This is a genomic window from Pantoea sp. WEP, from assembly GCF_041678305.1.
Lineage (GTDB): Bacteria > Pseudomonadota > Gammaproteobacteria > Enterobacterales > Enterobacteriaceae > Pantoea > Pantoea dispersa.
The window spans coordinates 3,682,034-3,708,171 of record NZ_JBGNXB010000001.1 but is presented as its reverse complement, the minus strand read 5'-3'; the positions used below and the strand labels follow the sequence as shown (position 1 = coordinate 3,708,171).

At 58.6% G+C, this 26,138-nt stretch carries 19 protein-coding genes; 10 read left to right on the top strand and 9 right to left on the bottom strand.

Going from position 1 to position 26,138, the window contains the following annotated elements; genetic code table 11:
* Nucleotides 1–36: 36 nt before the first annotated feature.
* Nucleotides 37–3,501, top strand: a complete 3,465-nt coding sequence (locus ABVR31_RS17370) for an Ig-like domain-containing protein (protein WP_372773667.1) — start codon at nucleotides 37–39, stop codon at nucleotides 3,499–3,501.
* Between the two features lie 140 nt (nucleotides 3,502–3,641).
* On the opposite strand, the gene ABVR31_RS17365 is transcribed toward ABVR31_RS17370, so the two are convergent.
* The 4 genes from ABVR31_RS17365 to ABVR31_RS17350 form a co-directional block, all read right to left on the bottom strand.
* On the bottom strand, nucleotides 3,642–5,051 hold the full coding sequence (locus ABVR31_RS17365; RefSeq protein ID WP_372773664.1) for an MFS transporter: 1,410 nt from the start codon (nucleotides 5,049–5,051) through the stop codon (nucleotides 3,642–3,644).
* 186 nt (nucleotides 5,052–5,237) lie between these two features.
* Nucleotides 5,238–6,758 carry a p-aminobenzoyl-glutamate transporter gene (gene abgT / locus ABVR31_RS17360; protein ID WP_058759275.1) on the bottom strand — a complete coding sequence of 507 codons (1,521 nt, stop codon included), beginning with the start codon at nucleotides 6,756–6,758 and terminating at the stop codon, nucleotides 5,238–5,240.
* A gap of 182 nt (nucleotides 6,759–6,940) precedes the next feature.
* Nucleotides 6,941–8,386, bottom strand: coding sequence for a M20 family metallopeptidase (locus ABVR31_RS17355; protein WP_372773662.1), 1,446 nt, complete (start codon nucleotides 8,384–8,386; stop codon nucleotides 6,941–6,943).
* Nucleotides 8,383–9,696: an amidohydrolase gene (locus tag ABVR31_RS17350; protein WP_059011921.1), complete on the bottom strand. Its 1,314-nt coding sequence runs from the start codon at nucleotides 9,694–9,696 to the stop codon at nucleotides 8,383–8,385. Before ABVR31_RS17350 ends, ABVR31_RS17355 begins: the two co-directional genes overlap by 4 nt.
* A 113-nt stretch (nucleotides 9,697–9,809) precedes the next feature.
* Between ABVR31_RS17350 and ABVR31_RS17345 the strand changes: the two genes are divergently transcribed.
* Both ABVR31_RS17345 and yjdN read left to right on the top strand, forming a co-directional pair.
* A complete protein-coding gene (locus ABVR31_RS17345) occupies nucleotides 9,810–10,709 on the top strand; it encodes a LysR family transcriptional regulator (RefSeq protein ID WP_021507800.1) in 900 nt (299 codons plus the stop codon).
* 71 nt (nucleotides 10,710–10,780) lie between these two features.
* Nucleotides 10,781–11,218, top strand: a complete 438-nt coding sequence (yjdN, locus tag ABVR31_RS17340) for a VOC family metalloprotein YjdN (RefSeq protein WP_058770044.1) — start codon at nucleotides 10,781–10,783, stop codon at nucleotides 11,216–11,218.
* A 45-nt stretch (nucleotides 11,219–11,263) separates the two neighbouring features.
* On the opposite strand, the gene ABVR31_RS17335 is transcribed toward yjdN, so the two are convergent.
* From ABVR31_RS17335 to ABVR31_RS17325, 3 genes are all read right to left on the bottom strand, one after another.
* The gene (locus ABVR31_RS17335) at nucleotides 11,264–12,130 is read right to left on the bottom strand and encodes a nucleoside-specific channel-forming protein Tsx (protein ID WP_021507798.1); all 867 of its coding nucleotides are present in this window, start codon (nucleotides 12,128–12,130) and stop codon (nucleotides 11,264–11,266) included.
* Nucleotides 12,131–12,461: 331 nt separating this feature from the next.
* Nucleotides 12,462–13,820: a sensor histidine kinase gene (locus ABVR31_RS17330; RefSeq protein ID WP_372773659.1), complete on the bottom strand. Its 1,359-nt coding sequence runs from the start codon at nucleotides 13,818–13,820 to the stop codon at nucleotides 12,462–12,464.
* Nucleotides 13,817–14,476, bottom strand: coding sequence for a response regulator (locus tag ABVR31_RS17325; RefSeq protein ID WP_021507795.1), 660 nt, complete (start codon nucleotides 14,474–14,476; stop codon nucleotides 13,817–13,819). Before ABVR31_RS17325 ends, ABVR31_RS17330 begins: the two co-directional genes overlap by 4 nt.
* Nucleotides 14,477–14,664: 188 nt before the next feature.
* On the opposite strand from ABVR31_RS17325, the gene ABVR31_RS17320 reads away from it, so the two are divergent.
* The 3 genes from ABVR31_RS17320 to ABVR31_RS17310 all read left to right on the top strand — a co-directional run bounded on the left by ABVR31_RS17320 (nucleotide 14,665) and on the right by ABVR31_RS17310 (nucleotide 17,356).
* The gene (locus ABVR31_RS17320; protein WP_021507794.1) at nucleotides 14,665–15,033 is read left to right on the top strand and encodes a helix-turn-helix domain-containing protein; all 369 of its coding nucleotides are present in this window, start codon (nucleotides 14,665–14,667) and stop codon (nucleotides 15,031–15,033) included.
* 108 nt (nucleotides 15,034–15,141) lie between these two features.
* A complete protein-coding gene (locus ABVR31_RS17315) occupies nucleotides 15,142–16,032 on the top strand; it encodes a LysR family transcriptional regulator (protein ID WP_058759280.1) in 891 nt (296 codons plus the stop codon).
* 112 nt (nucleotides 16,033–16,144) lie between these two features.
* On the top strand, nucleotides 16,145–17,356 hold the full coding sequence (locus ABVR31_RS17310; RefSeq protein WP_059011917.1) for an MFS transporter: 1,212 nt from the start codon (nucleotides 16,145–16,147) through the stop codon (nucleotides 17,354–17,356).
* A gap of 77 nt (nucleotides 17,357–17,433) precedes the next feature.
* On the opposite strand, the gene ABVR31_RS17305 is transcribed toward ABVR31_RS17310, so the two are convergent.
* Nucleotides 17,434–19,821 carry a glucose/quinate/shikimate family membrane-bound PQQ-dependent dehydrogenase gene (locus tag ABVR31_RS17305; protein WP_372773656.1) on the bottom strand — a complete coding sequence of 796 codons (2,388 nt, stop codon included), beginning with the start codon at nucleotides 19,819–19,821 and terminating at the stop codon, nucleotides 17,434–17,436.
* A 282-nt stretch (nucleotides 19,822–20,103) separates the two neighbouring features.
* Complete coding sequence (locus ABVR31_RS17300) at nucleotides 20,104–20,703, bottom strand: hypothetical protein (RefSeq protein WP_150059166.1); 600 nt, start codon at nucleotides 20,701–20,703, stop codon at nucleotides 20,104–20,106.
* Between the two features lie 418 nt (nucleotides 20,704–21,121).
* On the opposite strand from ABVR31_RS17300, the gene ABVR31_RS17295 reads away from it, so the two are divergent.
* The 4 genes from ABVR31_RS17295 (at nucleotide 21,122) to ABVR31_RS17280 (ending at nucleotide 25,958) form a co-directional block, all read left to right on the top strand.
* Entirely contained in the window at nucleotides 21,122–22,360 is a 1,239-nt protein-coding gene (locus ABVR31_RS17295) for an MFS transporter (protein WP_031279748.1), read from the top strand.
* 310 nt (nucleotides 22,361–22,670) lie between these two features.
* Complete coding sequence (locus ABVR31_RS17290) at nucleotides 22,671–24,092, top strand: sodium:solute symporter family protein (RefSeq protein ID WP_058759283.1); 1,422 nt, start codon at nucleotides 22,671–22,673, stop codon at nucleotides 24,090–24,092.
* Between the two features lies 1 nt (nucleotide 24,093).
* Entirely contained in the window at nucleotides 24,094–25,284 is a 1,191-nt protein-coding gene (locus ABVR31_RS17285; protein ID WP_059011852.1) for an exo-alpha-sialidase, read from the top strand.
* Nucleotides 25,281–25,958 (top strand): SDR family oxidoreductase, encoded by a 678-nt coding sequence (locus tag ABVR31_RS17280; RefSeq protein WP_059011851.1) that lies wholly within the window; start codon nucleotides 25,281–25,283, stop codon nucleotides 25,956–25,958. The genes ABVR31_RS17285 and ABVR31_RS17280 overlap by 4 nt, the downstream gene beginning before the upstream one ends.
* Nucleotides 25,959–26,138 lie beyond the last annotated feature (180 nt).

Genomic DNA, 26,138 nt, shown 5'->3' with positions numbered 1-26,138 from the left:
TTTAACGATATTAACTCTGGCGAAAAGGATGACCATATGTCTGTAGGCTATTACGTCCCGACCAAACCGGGGCAGGAGAACTACGTCAATTCACCTTATCAGTACTGGAAAGGGGTGATTGAGGATAAGAGCGTCAGCTATATCGAATTTGCCATTAACGGCCAGCTGTTTACTACGCAGGTAAACGCGGACGGCAGCTGGGAGTATCAGCTGCCGCTGCGGCTGGAAGAGGGGAGCCACAATCTCACCATCCGCTTTTTCGACCGGGCCGGCAACGCCGGGATTCCGTTCCAGACGCGGCTGGAAGTCGATCTCAGCCCGCCCGATATGCCGGCGATTATGCGCGTACTGGATGATTTTGGACCGGTGCTGGGCCCGGTTGGCAACAAAGGCTTTACCGATGATAAAACGCCAGCTATTTCCGGTTATGCCGAGCCGGACAGCATTGTCCGCCTGTACAGCAACGGCGTGCTGACTGGCAGCGTGCAGGCAGCGAAAAATGGTCAGTGGACCATTACGCCGGCACTGAGCGACGGTGAACAGCGCCTGTCCGTCACCGCCACCGACAAATTTGGTCAGGTGAGTGTCGATTCCCCGGTCTATACGCTGTTCGTCAATACGCCGCGCATCGATAAGCCGCAGCTGCTGGAAGTATTTGATAATGAAGGGGTGAATACCGGTGTGATCAAAGCCGGCAGCGCAAGCGACGATCGCAGCCCGCGCCTGAGCGGCAACGCGCCGCTGGATGCAGAAAACGTCATCATCTACGTCAACGGGGTACGCGTCGGCGTGGCACCGGTGATTGACGGGCAATGGCGCTGGGAGAGCAACATTGATCTGCTGGGCTACGGTGAAAACACCATTACCACCCGTGCGCAAAATAACCGTGGTGAGTTGAGCCATGCGAGCGAGCCGTTTACCTATACGGTGGTGCCCACCGCGCCGGTGAAGATTGAGTATGCGCTTGATAATTTTGGCCCGGCACAGGGCAAACTGGAAAACGGCGCGATGACCGATGACTTCACCCCCACGCTCAAAGGCACGGCGGAAGCCAACAGTATCGTCTATGTGTATGCCACGCGCGAAAACGGCAGCTGGTGGCTGAAAGGCAGCACCCAGGCGGATGCCTTTGGCCACTGGCAGGTGGAAATCGCCCGACTGGATGGCGGTGCCGGCCCGTATCACTTCCAGGCCAGTAACAGCCCGACGCGCGATCCCGCTGCGCCGCTGTTCGACCTGTATGTGTCAGACAACGGCACCCGCCTGAAGCCCACCATCAACGCGGCGCACGATAATGTCGGGCCCGAGCAGGGCAAATTAATCAACGGTGCCACCACCGATGACATGGCGCCGACGCTGCAGGGCAAAGCCGAAGCCAACAGCATGGTGTATATCCATGCGCGGCATATTGATGGCCACTGGGTGGTGTTAGGCAGTGTTAAGGCCGATGCCTGGGGCAACTGGATAACGGAAGTGCGCGCGCTGCGCGGGGGATACGGCACTTATGAGTTTCAGGCTGCCAAAACTTTTGAGCGCGACACCAGCGCCGAGGTGTTCAGTCTCAACATGGTGCCGGAAAAACCCGGCATCGTTTCTGCCTGGGATAATTTTGGCGCGCAGACCGGCGTGCTGCATCAGGGCGATGTCACTGATGACCTGACACCAACGCTGAAAGGCCATGCTGCAGCAAACAGCGTGGTTTATATCTATGCCCGCCACGTGAACGGGGTGTGGGTGACGCTCGGCAGCGCCGTTGCGGATGCCCATGGTCACTGGCAAAGCGAAGTGCGCGCGTTACGCGGCGGCTTTGGCAAATATGAGTTCCAGGTCTCAGACAGCCCGGTGCGTGACGCCGCCGCCGACGTTTTCGACCTGACGATTATCTCCGGCAAGACGGAGATTATTTCTGCGTGGGATGATAGTGGACCAAAGCAGGGCCAGCTGAAAAGCGGTGATATCACCGATGATATGACGCCAACCCTGAAAGGCACGTCTGCACCCAATAAGGTGGTGTACATCTTCGGCTGCCATATTGAGGGCCACTGGGTATTAATGGACTCGGTCACAGCGGATGCTACGGGTAACTGGAGCTACCAGTCTTACGATCGCTCGCCGTGGAAAGGACTGACGCAATTTCAGGTCAGTAATAGCGCCATTCGTGATGTGAATGCGCCAACCTTTCTGCTGGAGATCAATGTCGATCCGCCGAAGGTCGATCACGGACTGGTGTGGAACTTTGATGATGGCACCTTGCAGGGGTGGCTTGCTGCTGGGGTGTACAAAAAATATAACCAGCTGAGCACCACCTACTGGAAAGGTGCCGACGGTTCTCATGTCCTCGGCACAATGACTGACTACGTAGAGGGACGTGATTACAGTGGCGACGTAGTTTATCGCTACATCGAAGTCGAAGCGGGTAAAACCTATGAATTTGGTTTTGATGGCTGCAGCCTGAATCAGAGCTGGGCAGTGCCGGTGATCGGCATTGAGATAGACGGCAAAAAGGTGATTGCACCGAGCGCGCTGACATCGTCATGGCAGCATAAAAGTGGCATCTATGTCGCAACCGAGACCAAAGTAGTCAAAGTTGCGGTTACTAATGCCACCGCCAATGGCTACGGCAACGATTTCCTGCTGGATAACCTCGGTATAAAGCCGGTCAACGTAACGCCGGTGGATAAACAGCGTCTCGACTGGAATTTCAACGACGGCACGCTGCAGGGCTGGATGGCCGCCGGACTGTACGAAAAATTTAACCAGCTACGCACCACTTACTGGAAAGGCAAGGATGGCTCCAACGTATTGGGCACAATGACTGACTACGTTCAGGGGCGCGATTACAGTGGCGAAGTGGTTTACCAGTATATCCAGGTTGAAGCAGGTAAGAGTTATACGCTGGGCTTCGATGGTCAGCGCCTCAATCAGGGCTGGGTAGCACCGGTCATCGGGATTGAAGTGGATGGCAAGACAGTGATTGCGCCCTCGGCGTTATCAACCACCTGGCAGCACAAAACAGGGACTTATGTTGCCACTGAAACCAAAGTGGTAAAAGTAGCTGTCGTGAATGACACGGCTGACGGTTACGGTAATGACTTCCTGCTGGACAATCTTTTTATCCAGCCGCGGACGCATAACGGTGCGATCACCGTAGCGGAAGCTGAAAGTGTGCTGGCAGAGAGCCTGGCCAGCGGTGAAGAAGCCGCGGTAATCGACATGCTCGGCAACGGTAAAAATACGCTTAGCGTTAGCGTGGCGGATGTTCTCAGTGCTGGCAGCAAAGACCTGTTTATTGTTGACGGCAAAACCCAGCTGCTGATCAAAGGCGATGCGCAGGACGTGGTGAAACTGGATGACATCCTCGGCGACGGCGGTGACGTGGGCGATTGGGTGAAACAGCAGGGCAGCACCACGGTGGCTGGCGTGAAGTATCAGGTTTACAGCCACAGCGGCGTCGATGCCGACGTGCTGATCCAGGAAGGGGTGAAAACCGAACTGGTGTAAATCCGGCGGGGGCGGAAACGCCCCCCAAAGGTTTGCACCAGGACGTAGCGGCGCGATTTATCGCGCGATGAATCGTGCCGCTCCAAAGGATGCGCATTGCCGGGCTGAACCGGCCGCCGCCCACCTTGTGCCCGTCCGGTTTAAATGTTTTCCAGATCCAGTCCCCGCGTCTTCGGCCCGTAAATCCCGACCGACAGCATCACCATCAGCATGCTCAGCACGATAAACACGATCACTCCCTGACTGCCGGCATACTGCAGAATCAGGCCAATCAGAATACTGCTGAAAGCGGTCGACAGCCGACTGAATGAATAGCAGAAGCCAACGGCGCGCGCACGAATGTGCGTCGGGAAGATCTCAGTCTGATAAGCGTGATAGCTGAAGGTCAGCCAGGCGTTGCTGTAGGTGATCAGGAAACCGCACACCACCATCAGCAGCGGGTTGCTGGTCAGCGCGAACAGCGTGCCGAACACCACCGTCATCAGCGATGAAAAAACGATCTGCCATTTGTTTTCCAGCCGGTCGGCGTAGCGGCTGCAGATCAGCGAGCCGAGCGGATAGGCCAGCGTGATGAAAAAGGCGTACAGCAGGCTGTGGGTGACGGTGGCCCCCTTGCCGGACAGCAGCGCCGGCAGCCAGTTACCGAAGCCGAAGAAGCCAATCGCCTGGAAGAAGTTCATCACCACCAGCATCAGCGTACGCTGGCGATAAGCCGGTGCCCAGATTTCGCTAAAGTGCCCTTTTTTCGGCAGCTGTGTCGCCGCATCGCGCTGAGAGAAATCGTCTCCCGGCGCAATGCCGCAGCGTTTTTCCATCTCGCTCAGCACCCGGTGCGCGTCCTGATGCCGCCCCTGCTGTGCCAGCCAGCGCGCCGACTCCGGCAGATTTTTACGGATAAACCAGATCACCAGCGAGCACAGCGCACCGGCGATCACGACCCAGCGCCAGCCTTCGAGGCCAAGCAGGGTTTGCGGTACCAGCCACCATGACATCAGCGCTACCGTCGGCACCGACAGGAACTGAATGAAAAAAGAGAAGGCAAACGCGCGGCTGCGCAGATGGGCCGGCACCCACTCCGACAGATAGGTATCAATGGTCACCAGCTCGACGCCCAGACCGATTCCGACCAGGAAGCGGCACAGAATAATCATCTCCGCGCTGTGCTGGAACGCCATCAGCAGTGAGAACGCACCGTACCACGCCAGCGCGCACATAAAGGTCAGGCGACGGCCGAAGCGGTCGGCATAGGGCGTCAGCAGGCTGGCACCGACAAACAGGCCGAGAAAGGTCGCCGAGGCGAACGCCGCCTGATCGGCGATACCAAACACGCCCGTGGCGCCGGTGTGGAACACGCCTGCGGCGACCAGCCCGGCGCTGATGTAGCCGGTTTCAAACAGATCGTACAGCTCGAAGAAGCCGCCGAGCGCCAGCAGCGTAATAAAGCGCCACAGCCCGGCGGAAGAGGGCAGAGCGTCGATGCGCCCGGCCAGCGTCTGGCGTTCGGTCGCGATGCGATCGGTCGCCACCCCTGTCGAATAGGTGGTTGTCATTATGATTGTTACCTCGGTGTTTGCAGGATCCGCCCGGTGGTGGTTTGTCAGAAATCATTAACCGTTAGCAAGCGAAGAAATAGCAGAATAATCAATTCGTCCGGGGTTGCCGAGAGGCGCAGCGATGACATTTTGGCAACGTGCGTTGCAGTTCACAGAAAGCGGTACGCCGTCCATGGCGCCAGGTCAGGGCAGATGCGGATAAACGCCCGGACCGATGGGCAGGCCCAGCAGATACCACACCAGCAGCAGCGCGATCCACGTCACAAAGAACACCAGCGGATACGGAAAGATCAGCACGTAGTAGGTCCCGAGCTGCGCGTCTTTTTGATAGCGCTGCAGGAAACCGAGGAACAGCGGCAGAAACGGCGACATCGGCGCCAGCGGCAGCACGGCGGAATCGGCGATGCGGAAAATCATCTGGGCAAACGCCGGGTGAAAGCCGAGCAGCATAAACATCGGCACAAACACCGGCGCGAGGATCGACCAGATCGCCGAGCCGCTGGCGATAAACATGCACAGAAATGCCGAGAGGAACATCAGGCCGAGAAAGGCCGGCGCACCGCTGATGCCGGCGCTCTCCAGCATATCGGTCAGGCCGATGGCCATAAACTTGCCCATGTTGCTCCAGTTGAAGAACGCCACGAACTGCGACAGCGGAAACACCATGACGATAAAACCGGCCATGCTCTTCATCGGATCCACCAGCAGTCGGGGGATGTCGTCAGCGCGGCGAATCTGCTGCGTCACCGCGCCATAGGCAATCGCCACCACAAAGAAGAACAGGATGATGATCGGCACGATGCCCTGAATAAACGGCGAAGGGATGATGCCGCCGGTTTTCGGGTTGCGCAGCGGCGCATGCTCCGGCACCACCAGCAGCGCCATCACGCCGATGAACACCAGTGCGGCGAGACCGGCCGCCTTCAGGCCGCGATTCTCCTGCGCCGTCAGTGGTGGCAGGCGATCGTGGTGGCCGCTGTTCCAGACGGGCAGGCGCGGCTCGACAAATTTATCGGTCAGCAGCGCGCCGGCCACGGTCAGTACGATGACCGAGCTGGCCATGAAGAACCAGTTATCGATCACGCTGACGTGGACCGTGTCGCTGACCGCTTTGGCGGCCTCTGTACTGATGCCGGAGAGCAGTACGTCGGTGGTGACGATCAGCAGATTCGCGGTAAAACCCGACGCGACGCCGGCAATCGCCGCCAGCAGGCCCGCCACCGGATGACGCCCGACGGCAAGGAAGATCAGCGCGCCGAGCGGCGGCATCACCACCAGTGCGGCATCGGAAGAGATATGGCTGAAGAACGCGATAAACAGCACCATATAGCTGGCGTAGCGACGGCTGACACGCGACGCCATCTTCACCATCAGCGACTGCAGCAGCCCGACTTTTTCCGCCAGCCCGGCCCCGATCACCAGCGCCAGAATGGAGCCCAGTGGGGTGAAACCGCTGAAGTTTTTGATGATGTTGGGCAGGATCCACTGAATGCCCGCCACGCTGAGCAGGTTATTGACCCGCACCAGTTCGCCATTGGCCGGATTTTTAACGGCCACATCAAGGCTGCTGAGAAGCGCGGTGGCGATCATCAGCACCACGATCAGGTAGACAAACAGTAAGAACGGGTTCGGCACTTTGTTGCCGACCCGCTCAATCCAGCTGAACAGCTTGCCGGGGCTGCGATTTTCAGTCATCACTTCCATCGGTAGATCCTCATGAGTCGTCTTGTCAGTTATGTTTGCGTACTGCTTATATTTTTTTAATGGTGATGCGTTGGCACCAGGTCGCCATAAATGGCGACCCTACACGGTAAGGAGCGGTGACCACCGGTCACGCCCTCGTAGGGTGCGCATTTATGCGCACCTGGCGTAATGCGTTGCTGAACTCAGGATGCTAATGTCGATGGCTGCACGCCGGCCGGAATCGGGCACACGTACGGCTGCTCGCGGCGCACGCGGTCAAACTCTTCACGACAGCGCGCCAGCGCGCCATCATCGTGCAACAGCGTCAGCGCGGTGGCGGCCAGCACTTTGGCGGCAAGGCACATCCCTTTGTGGGCAATCGGCGTGCGGCCCTGTGCCACCAGCTGCCAGGTGTGCAGCGGCGTGCCGAAGGCAAAGCAGGGGGCAAAACACTGCGCCGTCGGCGTTACCCAGCTCACATCCCCAACGTCGGTTGAGCCGTACAGCAGCTCGCGCGTGACCGCATACGGCGCTACCTCATCCATCAGTACTTTATCCTCCAGCGCCTCAGCCCAGGCGATGCCCGCTTCGCCGCCGGTGCGCGCCGCATTCAGTCGCGCGTTACGCAGATCGTCTTTGCTCAGCGTGGCGCGGATCTCTGCCGCAAATGCTTGTTCCTGCGCGCTGTAGTGCGGCAGACCGAAATGGTGCAAATTACGTTCCATCACCGCTTCCAGCGCGCGGTTGGGCACATAGTTGGAGCAGGCTTTTTCAAAACGTACCGTCATCTGCGTATCGGTCATCAGCGCCGCGCCTTTGGCGATGTTAATCACGCGCTGATAGATATCCTGGGCCTGGTCGAGCTGCGGCGCGCGAATCAGGTACAGCACTTCTGCATCGGCCTGCACCACGTTGGGCGATACGCCGCCGGTTTGGGTGACCGCATAGTGCAGGCGCGCCTCCTGCACAATGTGCTCGCGCAGAAAATTCGCGCCGGTGTTCATCAGCGTCACCGCGTCCAGCGCGCTGCGCCCGAGATGCGGCGAGTTAGCGGCATGCGCCGCCACGCCTTTGAAGTGAAACGCCGCCTGAATATTGGCGAGGGTGCTGAGGTTGAACATGCCGCTGAAGCCTTCCGGGTGCCAGGTCACGGCAGCATCGACATCATCAAATAGCCCCTCGCGCACCATAAAGGTTTTACCCGAGCCGCCCTCCTCGCCAGGGCAGCCGTAAAAGCGCAGCGTGCCACGTCCGCCCTGTTCTGCCCACCAGGCTTTGATGGCGAAAGCGGCGGCCAGGCCGGCGGTACCGAGCAGGTTGTGGCCGCAGCCGTGACCGTTGCCGTTTTCCACCAGCGGGCTGGGCGTGGCGCAGCCCGCCTGCTGGCTCAGACCGGCCAACGCATCAAACTCGCCGAGGATGGCGATCACCGGCTGGCCGTGGCCGATTGAGGCGATAAACGCGGTGTCGAGACCGCCGACGCCGCGCTCGACCTCAAACCCCTCCTGGGCCAGCGCATCGGCCAGCAGCGCAGACGATTGCGTCTCTTCGAAACGGGTTTCCGGCACGTCCCAGATGGCATCGCTGAGGGCACTGAAGCGCGCCTGATGCTGGTCGATGTAGCGATCGATAAAGTCGTGCGCGCTCATCGGGCACCGCCGAACTGCGTCTGATTAAGCGCCAGCGTAGCCAGCATCTGCACGGCGGTGGCCATCACCGCTTCATCAAAATCGAACCGCGCATTGTGGTGGCCCGCCGCCAGCTCGCAGCCGAAGATAACGTAAGACGCCTGGCCGCCGCGCTGCTGCACGCGCTCCATCATGTAGGTGGCATCTTCGGAACCGGCCGCCTGCTGTTTGCTGTCTATCACCGAACTGAACAGACCCAGCGCTTCGGCCTGCTGATGGATAAAACTGACCCACGCCGGGCTCGGCGTGCAGCTGCGTGCACCGCCCATCAGCGTGACCTCGTGCTCAACGCCGTACATCGCCGCGGCACCGGCAATCACGCGCAGCGCCTGCTGATAAATATCGTCGTTGACCTGATTACTCGCGCCGCGCGTTTCCACCTTCATTAGCGCAACATCCGGCACTACGTTGCGTCCGCTGCCGGCCTGTAAGACACCAACGTTAACGCGCGCCACGCCGCCGCTGTGCTGCGGCAGAGTGTGCAGCGCCAGCGTGGCCTGTGCCGCCGCCAGCAGCGCGTTGCGTCCCTCTTCCGGTTTGCCACCGGCATGCGCGCCGACCCCGGTGAAACGCACGTCCAGCTTGGTCGTGGCGAGAAAGCTGTCGCTGCCGCAGACGATCTCGCCGGGCGGCACGCCGGTGCCGAGGTGAATGGCGGTGAACAGATCGACATCATCAAGCACGCCCGCGGCCACCATGGCTTTGGCACCGCGTACGCCTTCTTCCGCCGGCTGAAAAATGAGTTTTATGCGACCGCTCAGCTGGTGCTTCATCGCCATCAGCACGCCCGCCAGCGCCAGACCTATGGTGGTGTGACCGTCGTGGCCGCAGGCGTGCATCATGCCGGGATTGCACGAGGCGAAGCCTTCGCGCGTCGGCAGGTGATCGGCAGCGGCGCTTTCCGTCTGGTCGAGCGCGTCCATATCAACACGAAAGCCCATCACCGGACCGGGACGGCCGGTGTCCAGCGTTGCCACCACGCCGCAGAAACCGCCGGAGAAGTGGGGCAGCCACTGTGGCAGCGCGCCCTGCTGCAGCGCACGCGCTTCCTGCTGCGCCAGCACTTCAGCAGACGGCAGACCCATGCGCGCATCGGCATCAATCACCTCACGGCCCAGCTGTAGCTGATAACCAAGACGATGCAGCTCTTCCGCCACCAGCGTGGCGGTGCGGAACTCCAGCCAGCCGGATTCAGCATACTGGTGCAGGTCGCGGCGCCATGTCTGCATCTGCGGTATCCGCGCGTTGACGAGGTCGGAAAGGGTGTTCATCGGCTGTTCCTTAGTGTTGGTTTTTTATGCATTCAACCGAATCTACACAATGGTATTAGGGCGCATAAGATGCGAATATCTTGTGACCGATAGACAACGGTTATCACCTGATCATGGCGGCCAATCTTAAACTTCATCAGCTGCGCGCCTTTGTTGACGTGGCGCGCCAGGGCAGTATTCGCGCCGCCAGCCGGCTGTCGGGCCTGTCACAGCCGGCGTTAACCAAAGCGATTCAGGAACTGGAGCTGGCGCTGGGCGCGCGCCTGTTCGAGCGTCGTCAGCAGGGCGTGATGCTGACCGATGTCGGTGAAACCTTTTTTCGTCATGCCTGTCTGGTGCTGGAGGAACTGCGCGTGGCGCAGGAGGATATCCAGCAGCGGCTCGGTCTGGCCGGTGGCAAAGTGAATATTGGGGTGGGCGGCAGCATTGCGCGTACCGTGATGCCGCAGGTGATAACCCAGTTTCATCGCGAATATCCACTAGTGAAAGTGCGTATCGTGGAGGGCCAGCTGGTGTCGATGGTGCATGAACTGCGTCAGGGCGCGCTGGATTTCACCATCAATACCTACGACCGGCATCACTTCGATCAGGAGCTGATTTTCGAGCGGCTGATGCAGCGCGAGTATCAGGTGGTGATGCGTAAAGGGCATCCGATGGCGCATGCGCGCTCGCTGGCCGAGTTGCAACATTGCGACTGGACCATGCCGACGCCGCAGGGCAGTTATTACCGATTGCTGCATGATCTGTTCGGTGAGCGCGGCATGGCACCCAAAATCGCGGTGACCTGCGAGACCTTTATGGCCTGCACCAGCCTGGTGGCAAAGAGTGATTTTGTCAGCATCATTGCGCGCGACGTGATTGAAGACCCTACGCACGGCGGGCAGCTGATCGCGCTGGATCTCGACGATCCGCTGCCGAAAGCCACCTTCTATCTGATTCAGCGTAAAGACACTGCGCTGACGCCGATGAGCGCTTACATGGCGCAGCTGTTCCGCCGCTACTGCCAGCCGTGACGGGTGAAAAACTGCATCGTCTACACTTTAGGTGTACGACACGCGTTAACGCACTCTCAACGGAGGTTACGATGCAGGTGAGTCCTTATTTATTTCTCTACGGCCGCTGTGAAGAAGCCATTGCCTTCTATCTGGAGGCCACCGGCGGCGAAATTCTGCAAAAAATGACGTTTGGCGATATGCCGGAGCAGGGCGAGCAGGTGGGCGATCAGTCGGCGCCGCCGCTGCCGCCGGAAAAGATTATGCATGCGCATCTGCGCATTGGTCAGGGCGAGCTGATGCTGAGTGATGGCAATACCGCCCAGCCACCGGCGTCCGAACATGCCGGTTATGCGGTGAGCCTGGCCACGCCAGATGAAGCGGAGGGTAAAGCCTGGTTTGATAAGCTCTCTGCGGGCGGCAAAGTGACCACTGAATGGCAGAAAACTTTCTGGTCGAACGGCTTCGGGATGTTTATCGATAAGTTCGGCATCCCATGGCGCATCAACGTGGTGAAGCCACAGGCGTAACAGACTGGCGTGGCCGCGATGGTGAGCGGCCACGCCGGAAGCGGTTTAGAAGTTGTAACCCACTACCAGGTAGTAACCCCAGCCGGTTGATTTCACTTCAAACGGACCGTTGCCGAAGTTCAGCTCCTGGCCATCAGCCCACTGGCCGCCGTTGTGGAAGTAACGCGCCACGGTAGAGACATGCCAGTGATCGTAGTTCAGCGACAGAATGTGGCTGGAGGCAATTGAGTTGCTGGTGCGCGAGCGGTCAGACTTGTCACGCAGATCGGAGCCCCAGTCAAAGTTGGTGAAGCCGATATAGCTCAGCTTGCCGCCCCACAGGTCAGTGATCGGCACAAAGTATTTCACCTTGAAGCGATAACCATCCCAGCTGTTTTCGTTCGCCGCACCGTAGTTTTCCCACTGGTATTTCGCGTACACGTTCAGTGACAGGCCGATATCGCTATGGGTATCGATGTCAGTACCCAGACCCATATACCAGGTGTTCTGCCGGCTGTCGCTGTTGCGACCCATGTCGTAGATGTAGTTGTTAGCGAAGTACCACTCTTTGAACGGTCCGAACGCCAGGCTGGTGCCGGTCAGCTTATCAATGGAGAAGCGTGGCTCAATTTCCATGAACATCGGCGAACCGTGGTCAAAAATACCGTTGGCATTGCTATTACCCACACCAAAGAAGTTGGTCAGGTCAAGGTAGCCGTAGAAATCAAACCAGTCCTTTTTAGTAAAGGCTTCGTATTCGAGATACACATCATTGTTGAACTGGGGTCCGAAGCGGGTGTGATAACTGCCTACCACGTTCACGCTCTGATGCCACCAGTCAGAAAGGTACTGCGGATCGCTTTCCGCCGCCTGTGCGGCGCCGGTCCAGCTACTGGCCAGTAAGGCCCCTGCTATCAACGTTTTAAATTTCATTATTTTTTAACCACTTGCTCGTGATCGCCGCGCAAATGCTGCGATCGGGTGAAATCGATCCCAGGGGATGGGCAGTGTGCTGTTGTCGCCGGTCTGACGCGCCGGATTTTCAGGCCCGCGTAATGTGCCTGTAACAGAGCGATAGAAAATAGATTTTGATCACGTTTGTCAAAAAGTGTTGCATTTCGATTCAGTAAATATGTGAGCTTGATCACATAAAGGTCGTGTAACGAACGGAACCCCGCAACCGTTTACGTTGTCGGGATACGCAGAGAACTGGCAGGAGAAGAAAATAGCCGGCGCGGATTAACGCGCCGGAGGAGGAAAGACGTCAGGGAAGGGTAACGCGCACCTGCAGGCCACACACTTCACCCTGCGGGTTCAGGCAATTCGACAGAGCCACCTGCATCTGATGCTTTTGCGCCACGCTGCGCACGATCGATAATCCCAGGCCGCTGCCCTGCGCCTGGGCATCCGGCGAGCGGGTAAAGCGATCGAAGGCGCGCTCGATAAACGACTCCGGCATGCCGGGGCCGTTATCGACAATATCCACTACCGTATGATGACCGACGCGATGCAGCAGCACATCCACCAGGCTGCCCTCCGGCGTGTGCAGCATGGCGTTGCCGATCAGGTTATCAAACAGGCTGCGCAGATCGGAGCGGCTGGCGTGCAGACGATAGTGCGCGGTGCCGTTGAAGCCGATATCAATGCCGCGCTTGTCCGCTACCACCATCAGCTGCTCAATGCTCTCCTTCAGCAGGTCATCAAGCTCAATGGTCTCGACGCTGGCGACCACGGACTGATCCTCCTGGCGTGAAATATTCAGCAACTGCGCCACCAGATGGCGCGTGCGCGTGACGCCCGCTTCCAGCTGATCAAACTGGCGGCTGGCTTCGCCCGGCAGGATGTGTTGACGCAGGTTCTCCAGCTGTAACGTGACGGCGGTGACCGGCGTGCGCAGTTCATGTGCGGCATCCTCAAGGAACTGGCGCTGTGACGACCAGGCCGCGCGTAGTTTATCCAGCAGTGAATTGTAAGCCTCGACCAGCGGCAGCACTTCGTCCGGCAGACCGTCCGGCGACACGCTGTGCGGATGCAGGGTTTCCTGCGCCGCAATCTGGCGCGACGCCACGCGCAGATCGCGCGTAATGGCCCGCACCACCAGCCAGATCACCAGCAGCGACAGCGGCATCATCAGGATCAGCGGAATAATGGCGGAAAGTACGCGTTTCACCATCAGGCTCTTCATGTAGCCGACGTTGTGCAGCACCTGAATATTGCCGATCTCGCTGCCCAGCTCGCCGGGTCGGGTGTAAACGCGCCACTGGCAGTCATCGCCGCAGTCGCCAACTTTTAAATCTGACCAGCCTTTTTTGCTCTGCAGGGGCGCATGCAGCGCCGGCCAGGAACTGGCGCGCAGGTGATTATTGGTGTCCCAGAGCTGAACGATATAGGTACTTTTCAGTTTCTCCTGCTGCATCACCATTGGCATCAGTGCCGGCATGCGCTGGCTGCTTGACCAGGCATCGGCAATTTTGGCGAGCTGGTCGTCCTTCATGGTGCCCATCATGTCGCCATAGCAGTGGTAGAAATACCAGGTGACACCGCCGATCATCGCCAGATGCAGCAGCACCAGCGTGGCCAGCAGTTTGTTGCGCAGCGACCGCATAAACGTAAAGGATCTCATATTGCCGGCACCCGCCAGCCCAGACCGCGTACGTTGCGAATCACTTCGTTATCGAGTTTGCGCCGCATGCCGTGAATCAGCACGTCCACGGCGTTGCTGGTGACCTCTTCGCCCCAGCCGTAGATGCGGTTTTCTAACTGCTCACGCGACAGGATCGCCCCCGGGCGTTCCAGCAGCGCATAGAGCAGGGCGTATTCACGTGCGGTTAGCTGCTCGCGCTGGCCTTTGTACAGCACTTCACGCGTCATCATATCGAGCTGCACGTCGCCGTTGCCCAGCAGGGAGTCCGCCGCACCGTGGCGGCGTCGGGTGATGGCTCGCATACGCGCCAGAACCTCTTGCAGATCAAAGGGTTTGAGTAAGTAGTCATCGGCGCCACTGTCCAGGCCCTGGATGCGCTGCTGCACGGTATCACGCGCGGTCAGCACCAGCACCGGCGTCATGTCACCGCGCGTGCGCGCACGGCGCAGCACATTGATGCCATCTTCACGCGGTAAACCGAGATCGAGCAGGACGCAGGTGTAACCGCCTTCCTGCCAGGCGTTGCTGGCAAATACGCCGTCACGCACCCAGTCCACCGACCAGCCGGCGGCCTCCAGCGCCTGCTGCAGGTTGGCGCCGATCATTTCATCATCTTCTACCAGCAGCACACGCATGATGCCCTCCTGAATAACTTGTCGCAGTGTAGCGCCCGATAATTAGCGCAGAATTAACCTGGCGCGCTGTTTCGTCGGGAAAGCCGTTTTTTGCTTGCTAATTCTGCGCTAATTTTCTGCTAATTAAGGGATAAATTTAACGCGCTACAGTGACGTCACTGGACATTTTACCGACGCCGGAGGAAGTCATGAATCAGCGCGAATTTATCCGTAGTTTGCTGGAGTGGATTGAAAAAAATTTAGGGCACGATCTGCATCTGGATGAAGTAGCACGCCGCTCGGGATATTCCCGCTGGCATCTGCAACGTCTGTTCCGTCAGCACACCGGTTTTTCACTGGCAGAATACATTCGCCAGCGCCGGCTGACTGAGTCAGCGCTCACGCTGATCAACAGTGATGAGGCGATTCTGCAGGTAGCGATGAGCTACGGCTTTGATACCCAGCAGGCTTACACCCGCACCTTTAAAAATTATTTTCGCGTCACGCCAGGCCAGTTGCGGCGTCAGCGTCGCGTCGAGCCGGACCGCCTGCTGTTTCCGCTAGCGGTGGCGGTGTGACATCCCTCGCCCGATTTCCCGTGGCCGCTGCGTAACGGGAAATCGGGTGCGCATTCGCGTGTTTACTTTTAAGCTGCGGTTCTCACTCTTTCGAATCAGCCAGAGAACATGGACAACAGCGATAATCTCACCGCCATGATGCTGTTTGCACGCGTCGTTGAGCGGCAAAGCTTCAGCGAAGCGGCCCGTACGCTGGGGGTATCAAAATCGCACGTCAGCCGCGAAATCGCCCGGCTGGAGGTGCGGCTGGGTATCAAACTGCTGCAGCGCACCACGCGCAAAGTGGCGCTGACCGAGCTGGGCCAGGCTTACTATCCGTTCTGCACCCGCATGCTGGAAGAGATGCATCGCGCCGACGCGTTTGTGCAGCAGGTGCATCAGCAGCCTGCCGGCAACGTGCGGCTGCAGGCGCCGATCACCTTCGGCTGTCAGTGCGTGGTGCCGACGCTGAACACCTTTATCCGCCGTCATATTCACATCAACGTCGATCTCGAACTGACCACCAGCGACGATCCGCAGCCCAGTGCGGACGTGGCGATTGTGATCCGCGCACGTGCGCCGGAGGTGGCGAACTACCGCGAGCTGAGCAGCATTGACTGGGGACTGTATGCGTCGCCAGCGTATCTGGCCGCGCATCCGGCCATCGATCATCCTGAACGTCTGATGCGCCACGATCTGCTGCTGTTTCACGGCCCGGCACACACGGCGGCGTTGCCGTTTCGCCGTGATAAGCAGCGCCTGGCGCTGGATGTGCACAGCCGCTTTCGCGCGAATAACAGCATGGCGCTGCTCAATGCGGCCCTGGCCGGAACCGGCGTGGCGTATCTGCCGGCCTATATGACGCAGGAGGCGCTGGCGCGCGGCGAGATTCAGCAGGTGCTGCCGGAATGGCAGATGGATCGCCTGCACAGTTACCTGCTGCTGAAAGAGCAGCCGCAGCCCTCGTCACCGATCACCTTGCTCTGCGACGCGCTGATCACTGCGCTGGGTGCGCCGTGATTGTTGTTTTCTGACAACAATAGCGCGCTGGCTGGCAAATATCCGCTTCTCCCTGTTTTCTGTGTGCTACCGCTGATAGCCTGCTAAAAAAGCCAAAAACAGGGATATCACTATGTCGCATTCTTCTATCGCGTTAGCGCCTGAGCAGCAACACTGGCGGCGCAATTTGTGGGTTTGCGTGCTGGGCTCGTTCAGTACTATCGTCGCCATGACCCTGCTGCTGCCCTTTCTGCCCCTCTACGTGCAGCAGCTGGGCGTGCAGGAACCGGCAGCGATTGCGCGCTGGTCAGGCGCCGCCTACGGTGCCACCTTTCTTAGCGCGGCGCTGACGGCACCGCTGTGGGGCAAACTGGCGGATCGCTATGGCCGCAAGCTGATGCTGATCCGCGCCAGCCTCGGAATGGCCGTCGCCATGTCGCTGATTGGTATGGCCACCGCGCCGTGGCAACTGGTGGCGCTGCGCCTGCTGGCCGGCCTGCTCGGCGGCTATGCGTCGGGTTCCACCATTCTGGTGGCGGCGCAAACGCCGAAAGCGCAGACCGGCTGGGCGCTGGGCGTGCTGTCCTCCGGCATCATGGCCGGTAACGTGGTCGGCCCGCTGCTGGGCGGCGTGCTGCCGCCGCTGATCGGTATCCGCCACACTTTCTGGCTCACCGGTGCGGTGATTTTTCTCGCGTTTCTCGCCACCACTTTTCTGCTGAAAGAAGCGCCACGTGCGGCGAAGAAAGCCGCAGCCGGGGAGGGTGATGAGCCGGAGGCGTCGATCAACCGGCCAGTGGTGCGGCTGATGTGGCTGTCGGGCATGCTGCTGATTTTTGCCAATATGTCGATTGAGCCGATTATCACGCTATATATCGCGCAGTTTGTTCACGGCGATCACGCGGTGACGGTAATGGCCGGGCTGGTGATGGCGGCCGCCGCGCTGGGCAGCATTCTCTCCGCGCCGCGCCTTGGCCGGCTGGCCGATCGCATCGGACATGCGCGCGTGCTGATTTATGGCCTGCTGGTCTGCGCGCTGCTGCTGATTCCGCAGGCATTTATTAGCGCGGCGTGGCAGCTGGTGGTGCTGCGTTTCCTGATGGGGATGGCGCTGGGCGGCCTGATGCCCTGCGTAACGGCGTTGATTCGTCATAATGTGCCGCAGCGGCAGGTCGGGAAAATGCTGGGCTATGCGACCTCAGCCCAGTATGTCGGCCAGGTGAGCGGCCCGCTGTTCGGTGGCTTTATCGGCGGCGCGTTTGGTATGCGCCCGGTGTTTCTCGCCACCTGCGTGATTATGGCGCTGTGCGCGCTATTGAATGCGCGGGTGCTGCGTAAACCCTGATCGCCAGATCGACCGTAATGCCGACCGGCGTGAAAAAAAAGCGGGCATTGCCCGCTTTTTTACTTCAGTGCGAAAAATTACTTCGCATCTGGCAGCGCATAGGCAATCACGTAATCGCCCAGCTTGGTACCAAACGAACCGTGACCACCGGCCGCGATGACAACGTACTGCTTGCCATTCACTTCATAGGTCATCGGCGTAGCCTGGCCACCCGCTGGCAGACGCGCCTGCCACAGCATCTCACCGGTGTTGGTATCGAACGCACGCAGGTAGTTATCTGCGGTCGCGCCGATGAAGAACACGTTACCGGCGGTGGTGATTGGGCCACCCAGCATTGGCATACCCATTTTGAACGGCAGCGGAACCGGTGCGCTATCGCGAACGGTACCGATACGTTTCTTCCACACGGTTTCGTTGGTCTTCAGGTCGATCGCTGAAACGTAACCCCAGGCCGGCTGTTTACACGGCAGACCAAACGGCGACAGGAACGGGTTCAGCTCGACGCCAAACGGCACACCGTACTGCGGCTGAATGCCGGTTTCGGTACCGGAACCGCCTTCTGCGCCCTGCGGTGGTTCAATCGGGTTGCCCGGACCGCGCGGAATCAGCTTAGACACAAACGGCAGCGCCATTGGGTTAGCAATCGCGATCTGACGATGGGGATCAACCGCGATGCCGCCCCACTCGAACATACCAAGGTTGCCCGGGAACACCAGCGTACCCTGCTCAGACGGCGGCGTGAACGGACCTTCGTAGCGCAGACGCTTGAAGATCACGCGGCACACCAGCTGGTCATACATCGTCGCGCCCCACATGTCCTTGTCCGTCAGGTTCTGCTTCGGACGGAAGGTCAGTTCGGAGTACGGCTGGGTCGGTGCCACGTGGTCACCTTTCGCCGCGCCCTGCGGTACCGGAGTTTCCGGCGCAGGCACGACCGGCTTACCGGTACGACGATCCAGCACAAAGATGTTACCGGTTTTCGCCGGGGCATAAATCACCGGTACGGTGTTGCCGTCTTTGTCCGTGATATCGGCCAGCGTCGGTTGTGACGGCAGGTCCATATCCCACAGATCGTGGTGCACGGTCTGATACGACCACACCAGCTTACCGGTGGTGGCGTTCAGCGCCAGAACGCTGCTCGCGTAGCGCTCCTGCTCTGGTGTGCGGTTACCGCCCCAGATATCCGGGGTGGAAACGCCCATTGGCAGGTAAACGGTATCCAGTTTTGGATCGTATACCGCCGGCGCCCACGAGTTCGGCGAGTTCATGGTGAAGGTGTGTTCATCAGCCGGAATCGCGTTAGGATCTTTCGCGCCCGGGTCGAACACCCACAGCAGTTTACCGGTGTTGACGTCGAAGCCACGGATGGCACCAGACGGCTCACGGGTAGAGTAGTTATCGGTGACCGCACCAGCAATGACGATGGTGGTGTCAGTGATGACTGGCGGTGACGTAGGCTCATACTGGCCTGGCGTCTGTACCGGCTGCTTGTGCTGCAGATCCAGCTCACCGTTGTTGCCAAAGGATGGGCAACGGGCACCGGTATCGGCATCCAGCGCGAACAGACGACCGTCGTTCACTGGCAGGTAGATGCGGCGTGAGCACAGCGCAGGCTGGCTGTTGGCGGCATCGGCAGCGGCAGGCACTTCATGGTATGAAACACCGCGGCAGGTCACGTGCTGGAAGGTAGGATTCGGCTTCAGGCCCGGATCGAATTTCCACTTCTGCTTACCGGTCGTCGCATCCAGCGCAAACAGAATCTGGTGTGGTGAGCAAAGGTACAGCGTGTCGCGGATTTTAATCGGCGTCACTTCGTCAGTGATTTCACCCGGATCGTTGGCGGTTTTAAGATCGCCGGTCTGGAACTGCCAGGCAACCTGCAACTCTTTCACGTTGCTGGTGTTGATCTGCTTCAGCGGCGAGAAGCGAGTGCCCTGCTGGTCACGCGCGTAGGCTGGCCAGTCAGCATCGTTGATGTTACTCAGCGGCTGGGCCTGCGGAACGTTAGCGGCTTCCGGCAGATTGCCATTCAGCTCCTGCGGATCGTGGAATACTGCCCACGCCAGCACCAGTAAGCTGGCTACCAGCGCAACGGCCATCGCACCCAGCGCACCTTTACCTGCATGATTCAGGCCGCGATACACAAACGGCAGAATCAGCCAGATACCGAAGATCACCAGCACGTCGGTACGTGGGGCCAGCGCCCAGAAGTCGAAGCCGACTTCCCATACGCCCCATACAAGCGTTGCCAGCAGCAACAGGGCATACAGCAGCAGTGCGGAACCGCTACGGCGCCACAGCAGAACAGCGGTGATCAGCATAATCACACCGCCAATAACGTAGTACCAGGAACCTCCAATGGCGGCTAACCAAACGCCGCCAATCAGCATAAATGCGCCCGTCAGCAGTGCAAACAGCACCGTCAGGAAGCGAATTACGCCAAAAGATGAGGAAGCTTTCCCCATAATATTGACCTCTTTCTTTGCCATAAAATCAAAGGAAACAACCGATTAGGCTGTATCCCGACATAGAGTACGAAGTGACTTAAGATGTTCTGTCAGTGCTTTTCCGTTAAGCAGGATGATCCCTTTGCGTTAAATTTTATCTTAAAAACGTTAACAGGTTTGATTTTTTTAGCGCTTTGCTCTTTTTATCAGGCAGTGACACGACATTTTATGAGGATATTGCGCCATCCTGTCCGGCGTAATCGGGTGATAACGCCGACGCGCAGAATTTTGTGTAAACGTTTACCCCGGGAAGAGCGGATGACAGCTCCGCTGCGTTTGCCAGCCGCTTAGCTGTAAATGCAGGTAATCTTCGGCCGGTAATTGGAGCTGGGGCGTACGTAATATTACCTCTGCTTGTGTTTCCCGCAGCGAAGCGAGCAGAAAAGGAAAGCTGAACTTGAGATAATTTTCGCGGAAGAAGTCATCGCTCAGAACAATACCGCTGAAGGGAAAATCGGTAATATTTTTCCACTCGGTTCCCGGCGGCGCGAGATCGTAAAGCCAGAAGGAAAAACGAGACGCCACAGCGCGTAAGGCGGATCCTGCCTGACGTAAAGTGGCATAGTTGATCGCCAGCCTTACATTCTCATGTTGCAGGCTGGAATAATTATCAACGTCATGCAAAAAGGACATCACACTATTTCCCGCCAGTGGAATAATTATTAATCCCGCAGCATCCGCTGACTGATAATGTTGGGTAATTATCTCGCCTTCATGAAGTAATGCATCACGCTCCGGCACGCAATGCATTAAGGACGCTGAATAACATGCGCCGACAGGTGTGCCGTCGAAGCGACAGACACGCTCAGTGACATAAGGATGGTATGAATTGTTTTCCATTTATCTCTATGAATAAATTAATGAACGATAGCGTCTTAATTATTATAAGGACGGGAAGACTGCTGTGATTATCACAGGGGGCAATATAGATCGATTCGCCGGCAAAGATCACCTTTTTTAGCTGTTTCTGATAAAGAGATAAAAAGGATTGGCCAGGCATTAATTAACGCTTTACTGAATTATCTGGAATGATTCGGCTATTTTCAAAGTAAAACAATCAGTCTGCTAATATTCAGAACGCCATGTTTAACTGTCAATCCGGATAAGCACCTGTTTTTACAGCGCACATCCAGCCATTGCCTGCCCCGGTCAGTTATCGCACTCTATGACGTGAAAAACATAAGGAAAGCCGATGGTGGCTTTTCACCAGGCAGGTGCCATGACGCCGGCCGGTTCTGCTTCAGGATGGGATAAAACTATGGGTTCACCGGTCACCGCAGCGGAAGATTCGCTGCTGCGACACAGGTCGTTCGTCGCCTTCTGGCTGGCGCGTACCTGTTCATCGTTTGGTTTTCAGATGTTCTCCGTGGCCGTCAGCTGGCAAATCTATGCGCTTACCCACAGTGCTATGGCGCTGGGCATGATCGGTCTGATGCAATTTTTACCTTCAGTATTGCTGGCGCTGCCGGCGGGCCACCTTGCGGATCAGTATGACCGTCGCCGCATCGTGCTGCTGGGGCAGCTGATTGAGTGGCTGGCGCTGCTCGGGCTGGTGGCGCTGACGCTGCTGCACTGGGCGGGCCGGATTGAAATCTGGGGACTGGTATTCCTGATTTCGCTGGCCAAAGCGCTGGAGTGGCCGGCAATCACCTCAATGCTGCCAGCGTTGGTACCGCCGCCCATTCTCGCGCGCGCCATGGCGGCCAGCTCGGTGGGCGGTCAGGCGGCGGTGATTGTCGGTCCGACGCTGGGCGGCTTACTGTATGTGGCCGGGCCGGAGGTGGTGTACGGTGTTTCGGCGCTGTTCTATCTGTTGTCGATTGTGCTGGTCAGCCGATTGCGCTACGAACGACCGCCGCAGGCACGTATTCCGGCCAGCCTCAGCACCATGTTTGCCGGTGTCCGCTTCATCCGCGAGCGCAAAGATGTGCTTGGGGTGATCTCGCTCGATCTGTTTGCCGTGCTGCTGGGCGGCGCCACGGCGCTGCTGCCGATCTTCGCCCAGGATATTCTGCATACCGGTCCGTGGGGGCTGGGCATGCTGCGCGGTGCCCCCTCGGTCGGGGCGCTGCTGGTTGGGGTGTGGCTCAGCCGTCACAAGCTGGAAAAGCACGTGGGCATGATCATGTTTGGCTCGGTCGCCGGTTTTGGTCTGGCTACGCTGGTATTTGCGCTGTCGACGCAGCTGTGGCTCTCGCTGCTGGCGCTGGCGGCACTCGGCGGCTTCGATATGGTGAGCATGGTGATTCGCGGCGCGCTGGTACAGCTGGACACGCCGGATGAGATGCGCGGGCGCGTCAATGCGGTCAACGCCATCTTCATTAATACCTCTAACCAGCTGGGGGAGTTCGAATCCGGCCTGTTGGCCGCATGGTTCGGTGCGGTGCCCGCAGCGGCGATTGGCGGTGTCGGCACCCTGGTGGTCGTGGCGCTGTGGATGGCGCTGTTCCCTCATCTGCGCAAACGGCAGAAACTGGAAAACGACAGTCTCGCCTGACGTTAGCGGCTGCCCGGCGCGGTGGCCGTGACCAGGTACGCAGTCTGCCTCGCTATCTCACACAGCCAGGTTTGATTATTATTAATCACATTTGACTGTTTGTGAGCATGATCAAACTAATTAAGCGCCAGTTAATCTATAAATTGCCCTGCCTGTGCGTAAATTTATTCATTTTTGAGTGAAGTAAATCATTTTGCACGGTGCGGGGTAGCCAGCGCAGCGACGCAACAACAATAATCATGGCCGCCTCATTAACGGTGCGTGTGAAGCCCGGCACGCACCAAGACCCTACGTTATCAATGAGGCGAATATGAAACAATTCTCTGCAGAAGGGATGGTGATTATTGTCGGGATTGTCATTGCCTACATCCTGTTCACTACCTGGCTGACCTGGCGGTTGCGCAGTAAAAACAGCGGCGACTTTATGGCGGGTTCAAACGTGATGCCAGCGTTTGTGGTCGGCGTGATGCTGATGTCTGAATACATTGGCGCCAAGTCAACCATCGGTACGGCGCAGGCGGCTTTTGAGGATGGCTTTGCCGCGTCCTGGTCGGTGATCGGTGCCGCCATCGGCTTTCCGCTGTTTGGTATTCTGCTGGTCAAACGCATCTACAACACCGGCAAAATTACCATTTCCGGCGCGATTGCCGAGCGCTATGGCAACTCCACCAAAAATATTATTTCCATCATCATGATCTACGCGCTGCTGCTGGTGAACGTCGGTAACTATGTCAGCGGTGCGGCGGCGATCTCTACGGTACTGAACCTTGATCTCACCACGGCGGCGGTGATCACCGCGCTGGTCAGTACCTTCTATTTTATGTTCGGCGGCATGAAAGGCATCGCCTGGGTGACGCTGCTGCACAGCGGCCTGAAATATATCGGTATTCTGGTCATTCTCGGCGTGGCGCTGCACATGACCGGCGGCGTCAGCCCGATGATCAAAGAGATGCCGCACTTTTACTGGACCTGGGACGGTAACGTGGGCGCCAGCACCATTTTTGCCTGGATGATTGGCACCATCGGGTCGATCTTCTGCACCCAGTTTGTGATTCAGGCCATTGCCTCGACCAAAAGTGCGGCGTCTGCGAAGCGCGCCACCTGGGTCGCCTTCTTCTTCTGTATGCCGATTGCCATCGCCATTGCGCTGATTGGCGTGGCGGCAAAGTATCTGCATCCGGAGATTAACAGCCTGTACGCGCTGCCGGTGTTCCTGCAGGACATGAGCCCGTGGCTGGCAGGGATTGTCACCACCTCGCTGGTGGCATCGATTTTTGTCAGCGTCAGCACCGTGGCGCTGGCCATCGCTTCGCTGGTGGTAAAGGACTTTTATGTGCCGTACCGTAATCCGACGCCGGAACGCGAATTTCGCATGACGCGCTGGCTGTCACTGCTGATCGGTTTCCTGCCGCTGATCTTCGTGCTGTTTGTACCGGAAGTGCTGAAGCTGTCGTTCTTTACCCGCGCCATCCGTTTGTCGATTTCGGTGGTGGCGATCATCGCTTTCTACCTGCCGTTTTATAAAAGTACACGCGGCGCGAACGCCGGCCTGATTGGTGCCTGCGTCATGACCTCGCTGTGGTATCTGCTGGGCGATCCGTTCGGCATCAACAATATGTACGTCGCGCTGGTCACACCGGCGGTGATCATGCTGATTGACCGTCTGATCCCGTCACGCCAGCCGCAGCGCAAAAATGCACCTGATTCATCAATGCAAAACAGTGGAGCCTGACATGACCGACTCAACCATTACCGTCGAACGCAACGGTAAGCTTCATCCGCACGCGCAGGACGCGCAGCAGCTCACGGCGATGCTGCCTTCGGTCTGTCCGCAGAACCACGCCGCTAATCTGCTGCCGTTACCGAACGGCGACCTGCTGTGCGTGTGGTTTGGCGGCACGCAGGAAGGCATCGCGGATATTTCGGTGTGGTGCTCGCGGCTGGCGCAGGGCAGCGAGCAGTGGAGCGATCCCTTGCAGTTATCCGACGATCCGGCACGATCGGAACAGAATCCGGTGCTGTTCCTCGATCCCGAGGGCGTGCTGTGGCTGCTGTGGACCGCGCAGAAGTCCGGTAATCAGGACACGGCGATTGTGCGCTATCGCCAGTCACACGATTTGGGTCACAGCTGGAGTGCCATCGATACGCTGCTCGATCAGCCGGGCACGTTTATCCGCCAGCCGCTGGTGGTGCTGCCGAACGGCAACTGGCTGCTGCCAGTGTTCTATTGTCGCACCCAGCCGGGAGTGAAATGGGTGGGCAACGATGACATCAGTGCGGTAAAAATCTCCAGTGACAAAGGCCAGAGCTGGCGCGATGTGACGGTGCCGGACAGCCTCGGCTGCGTGCACATGAACATTACGCTGCTGCAGGATGGCAGCCTGCTGGCGCTGTATCGCAGCCGCTGGGCTGATTATATCTACCAGAGTCGTTCGGACGACGGCGGTGAAAGCTGGAGCGCGCCGCAGGCGACCGATCTGCCAAATAATAACTCATCGATTCAGGTGACCACGCTGCACAACGGCCATCTGGCGCTGGTGTTTAACGCCATGAGCGCACGTGATGCCAGCGAGCGTCGCCTGTCACTGTACGACGAAATCGAAGACGAAGATGACGCCGCGGTGGCCGTGGCGGCGCAGCCGGTGGTTCAGGGCGCACGCACCGCCTTCTGGGGGGCTCCGCGCGCACCGATGACGCTGGCTATTTCTGCCGATGGCGGAGTGAGCTGGCCGTGGCAGCGTAATCTGGATGAGGGGGACGGCTACTGCATGACCAACAATTCACAGCAGAAACTGAACCGCGAGTTCTCCTATCCCAGCATTAAGCAGAGCGCGGACGGCGCACTGCACATTGCCTACACCTATTTTCGCCAGGCCATCAAGTACGTGCGCGTGGAGGAGAGCTGGGTGAGGGACAAAGCATGAGCCGCCATGCGCTGGTCACCGGTGTCAGTTCCGGCATTGGTGCGGCGATTGCCGATGAGCTGCTGACGCAGGGCTGGCAGGTCACCGGTTTTAGCCGTACGCCGGTAGAGAAAGATCATCCGGCGTTTACCTCCGTCAGCGTCGACCTGTTTGACGCCGGTCAGCTGAAACGGGCTTTGGCCGGGCTGGCGAAAGTGGATGCACTTGTGCACGCGGCAGGCATGATGCTGGCCGCGCCGCTGGGTGAGCTGGAGGAAGAGCAGGGGGCGGGGCTGTGGTATCTGCACGTGCAGGTGGCGCAAATCATGGCCAACACCTTGCTGCCGCAGATGGGCCACGGCGATCGTATCCTGCTGCTCGGCAGCCGCACGTCACGCGGCGCGGCGAATCGCAGCCAGTATGTCAGCACCAAGGCGGCGATGGTGGGCATGGCGCGCAGCTGGGCCGCCGAACTGGCTCCGCAGGGCATTACGGTCAATGTGATCGCCCCCGGTGCCACCGCCACGCCGATGCTGCTGCAGCCGGACCGCGCCAGCTCGCCGCCGCAACTGCCGCCTATCGGACGCTATATCCATCCCGAAGAGGTGGCCATGCTGGCTGGTTTTGTGCTGTCGCCGGCTGCCGCTGCCATTACCGGACAGGAGCTGGTAATTTGCGGCGGCGCGTCGCTGTAGCTTTATTCTCCAGCGTGCTTCTCCCATCGTAAATAACAGGATGGGAGAGGCTGCTTTTGTCTCGTCTGCGAAAACTCCTGGCTTACCGTGCTACGCTTTCTTTGGGTTTACCAAAGTGGTAATCTTTTACCGTTTTATGCTAAATCCAATTTTATTGTCTACATATTAAGTGGTTACGGA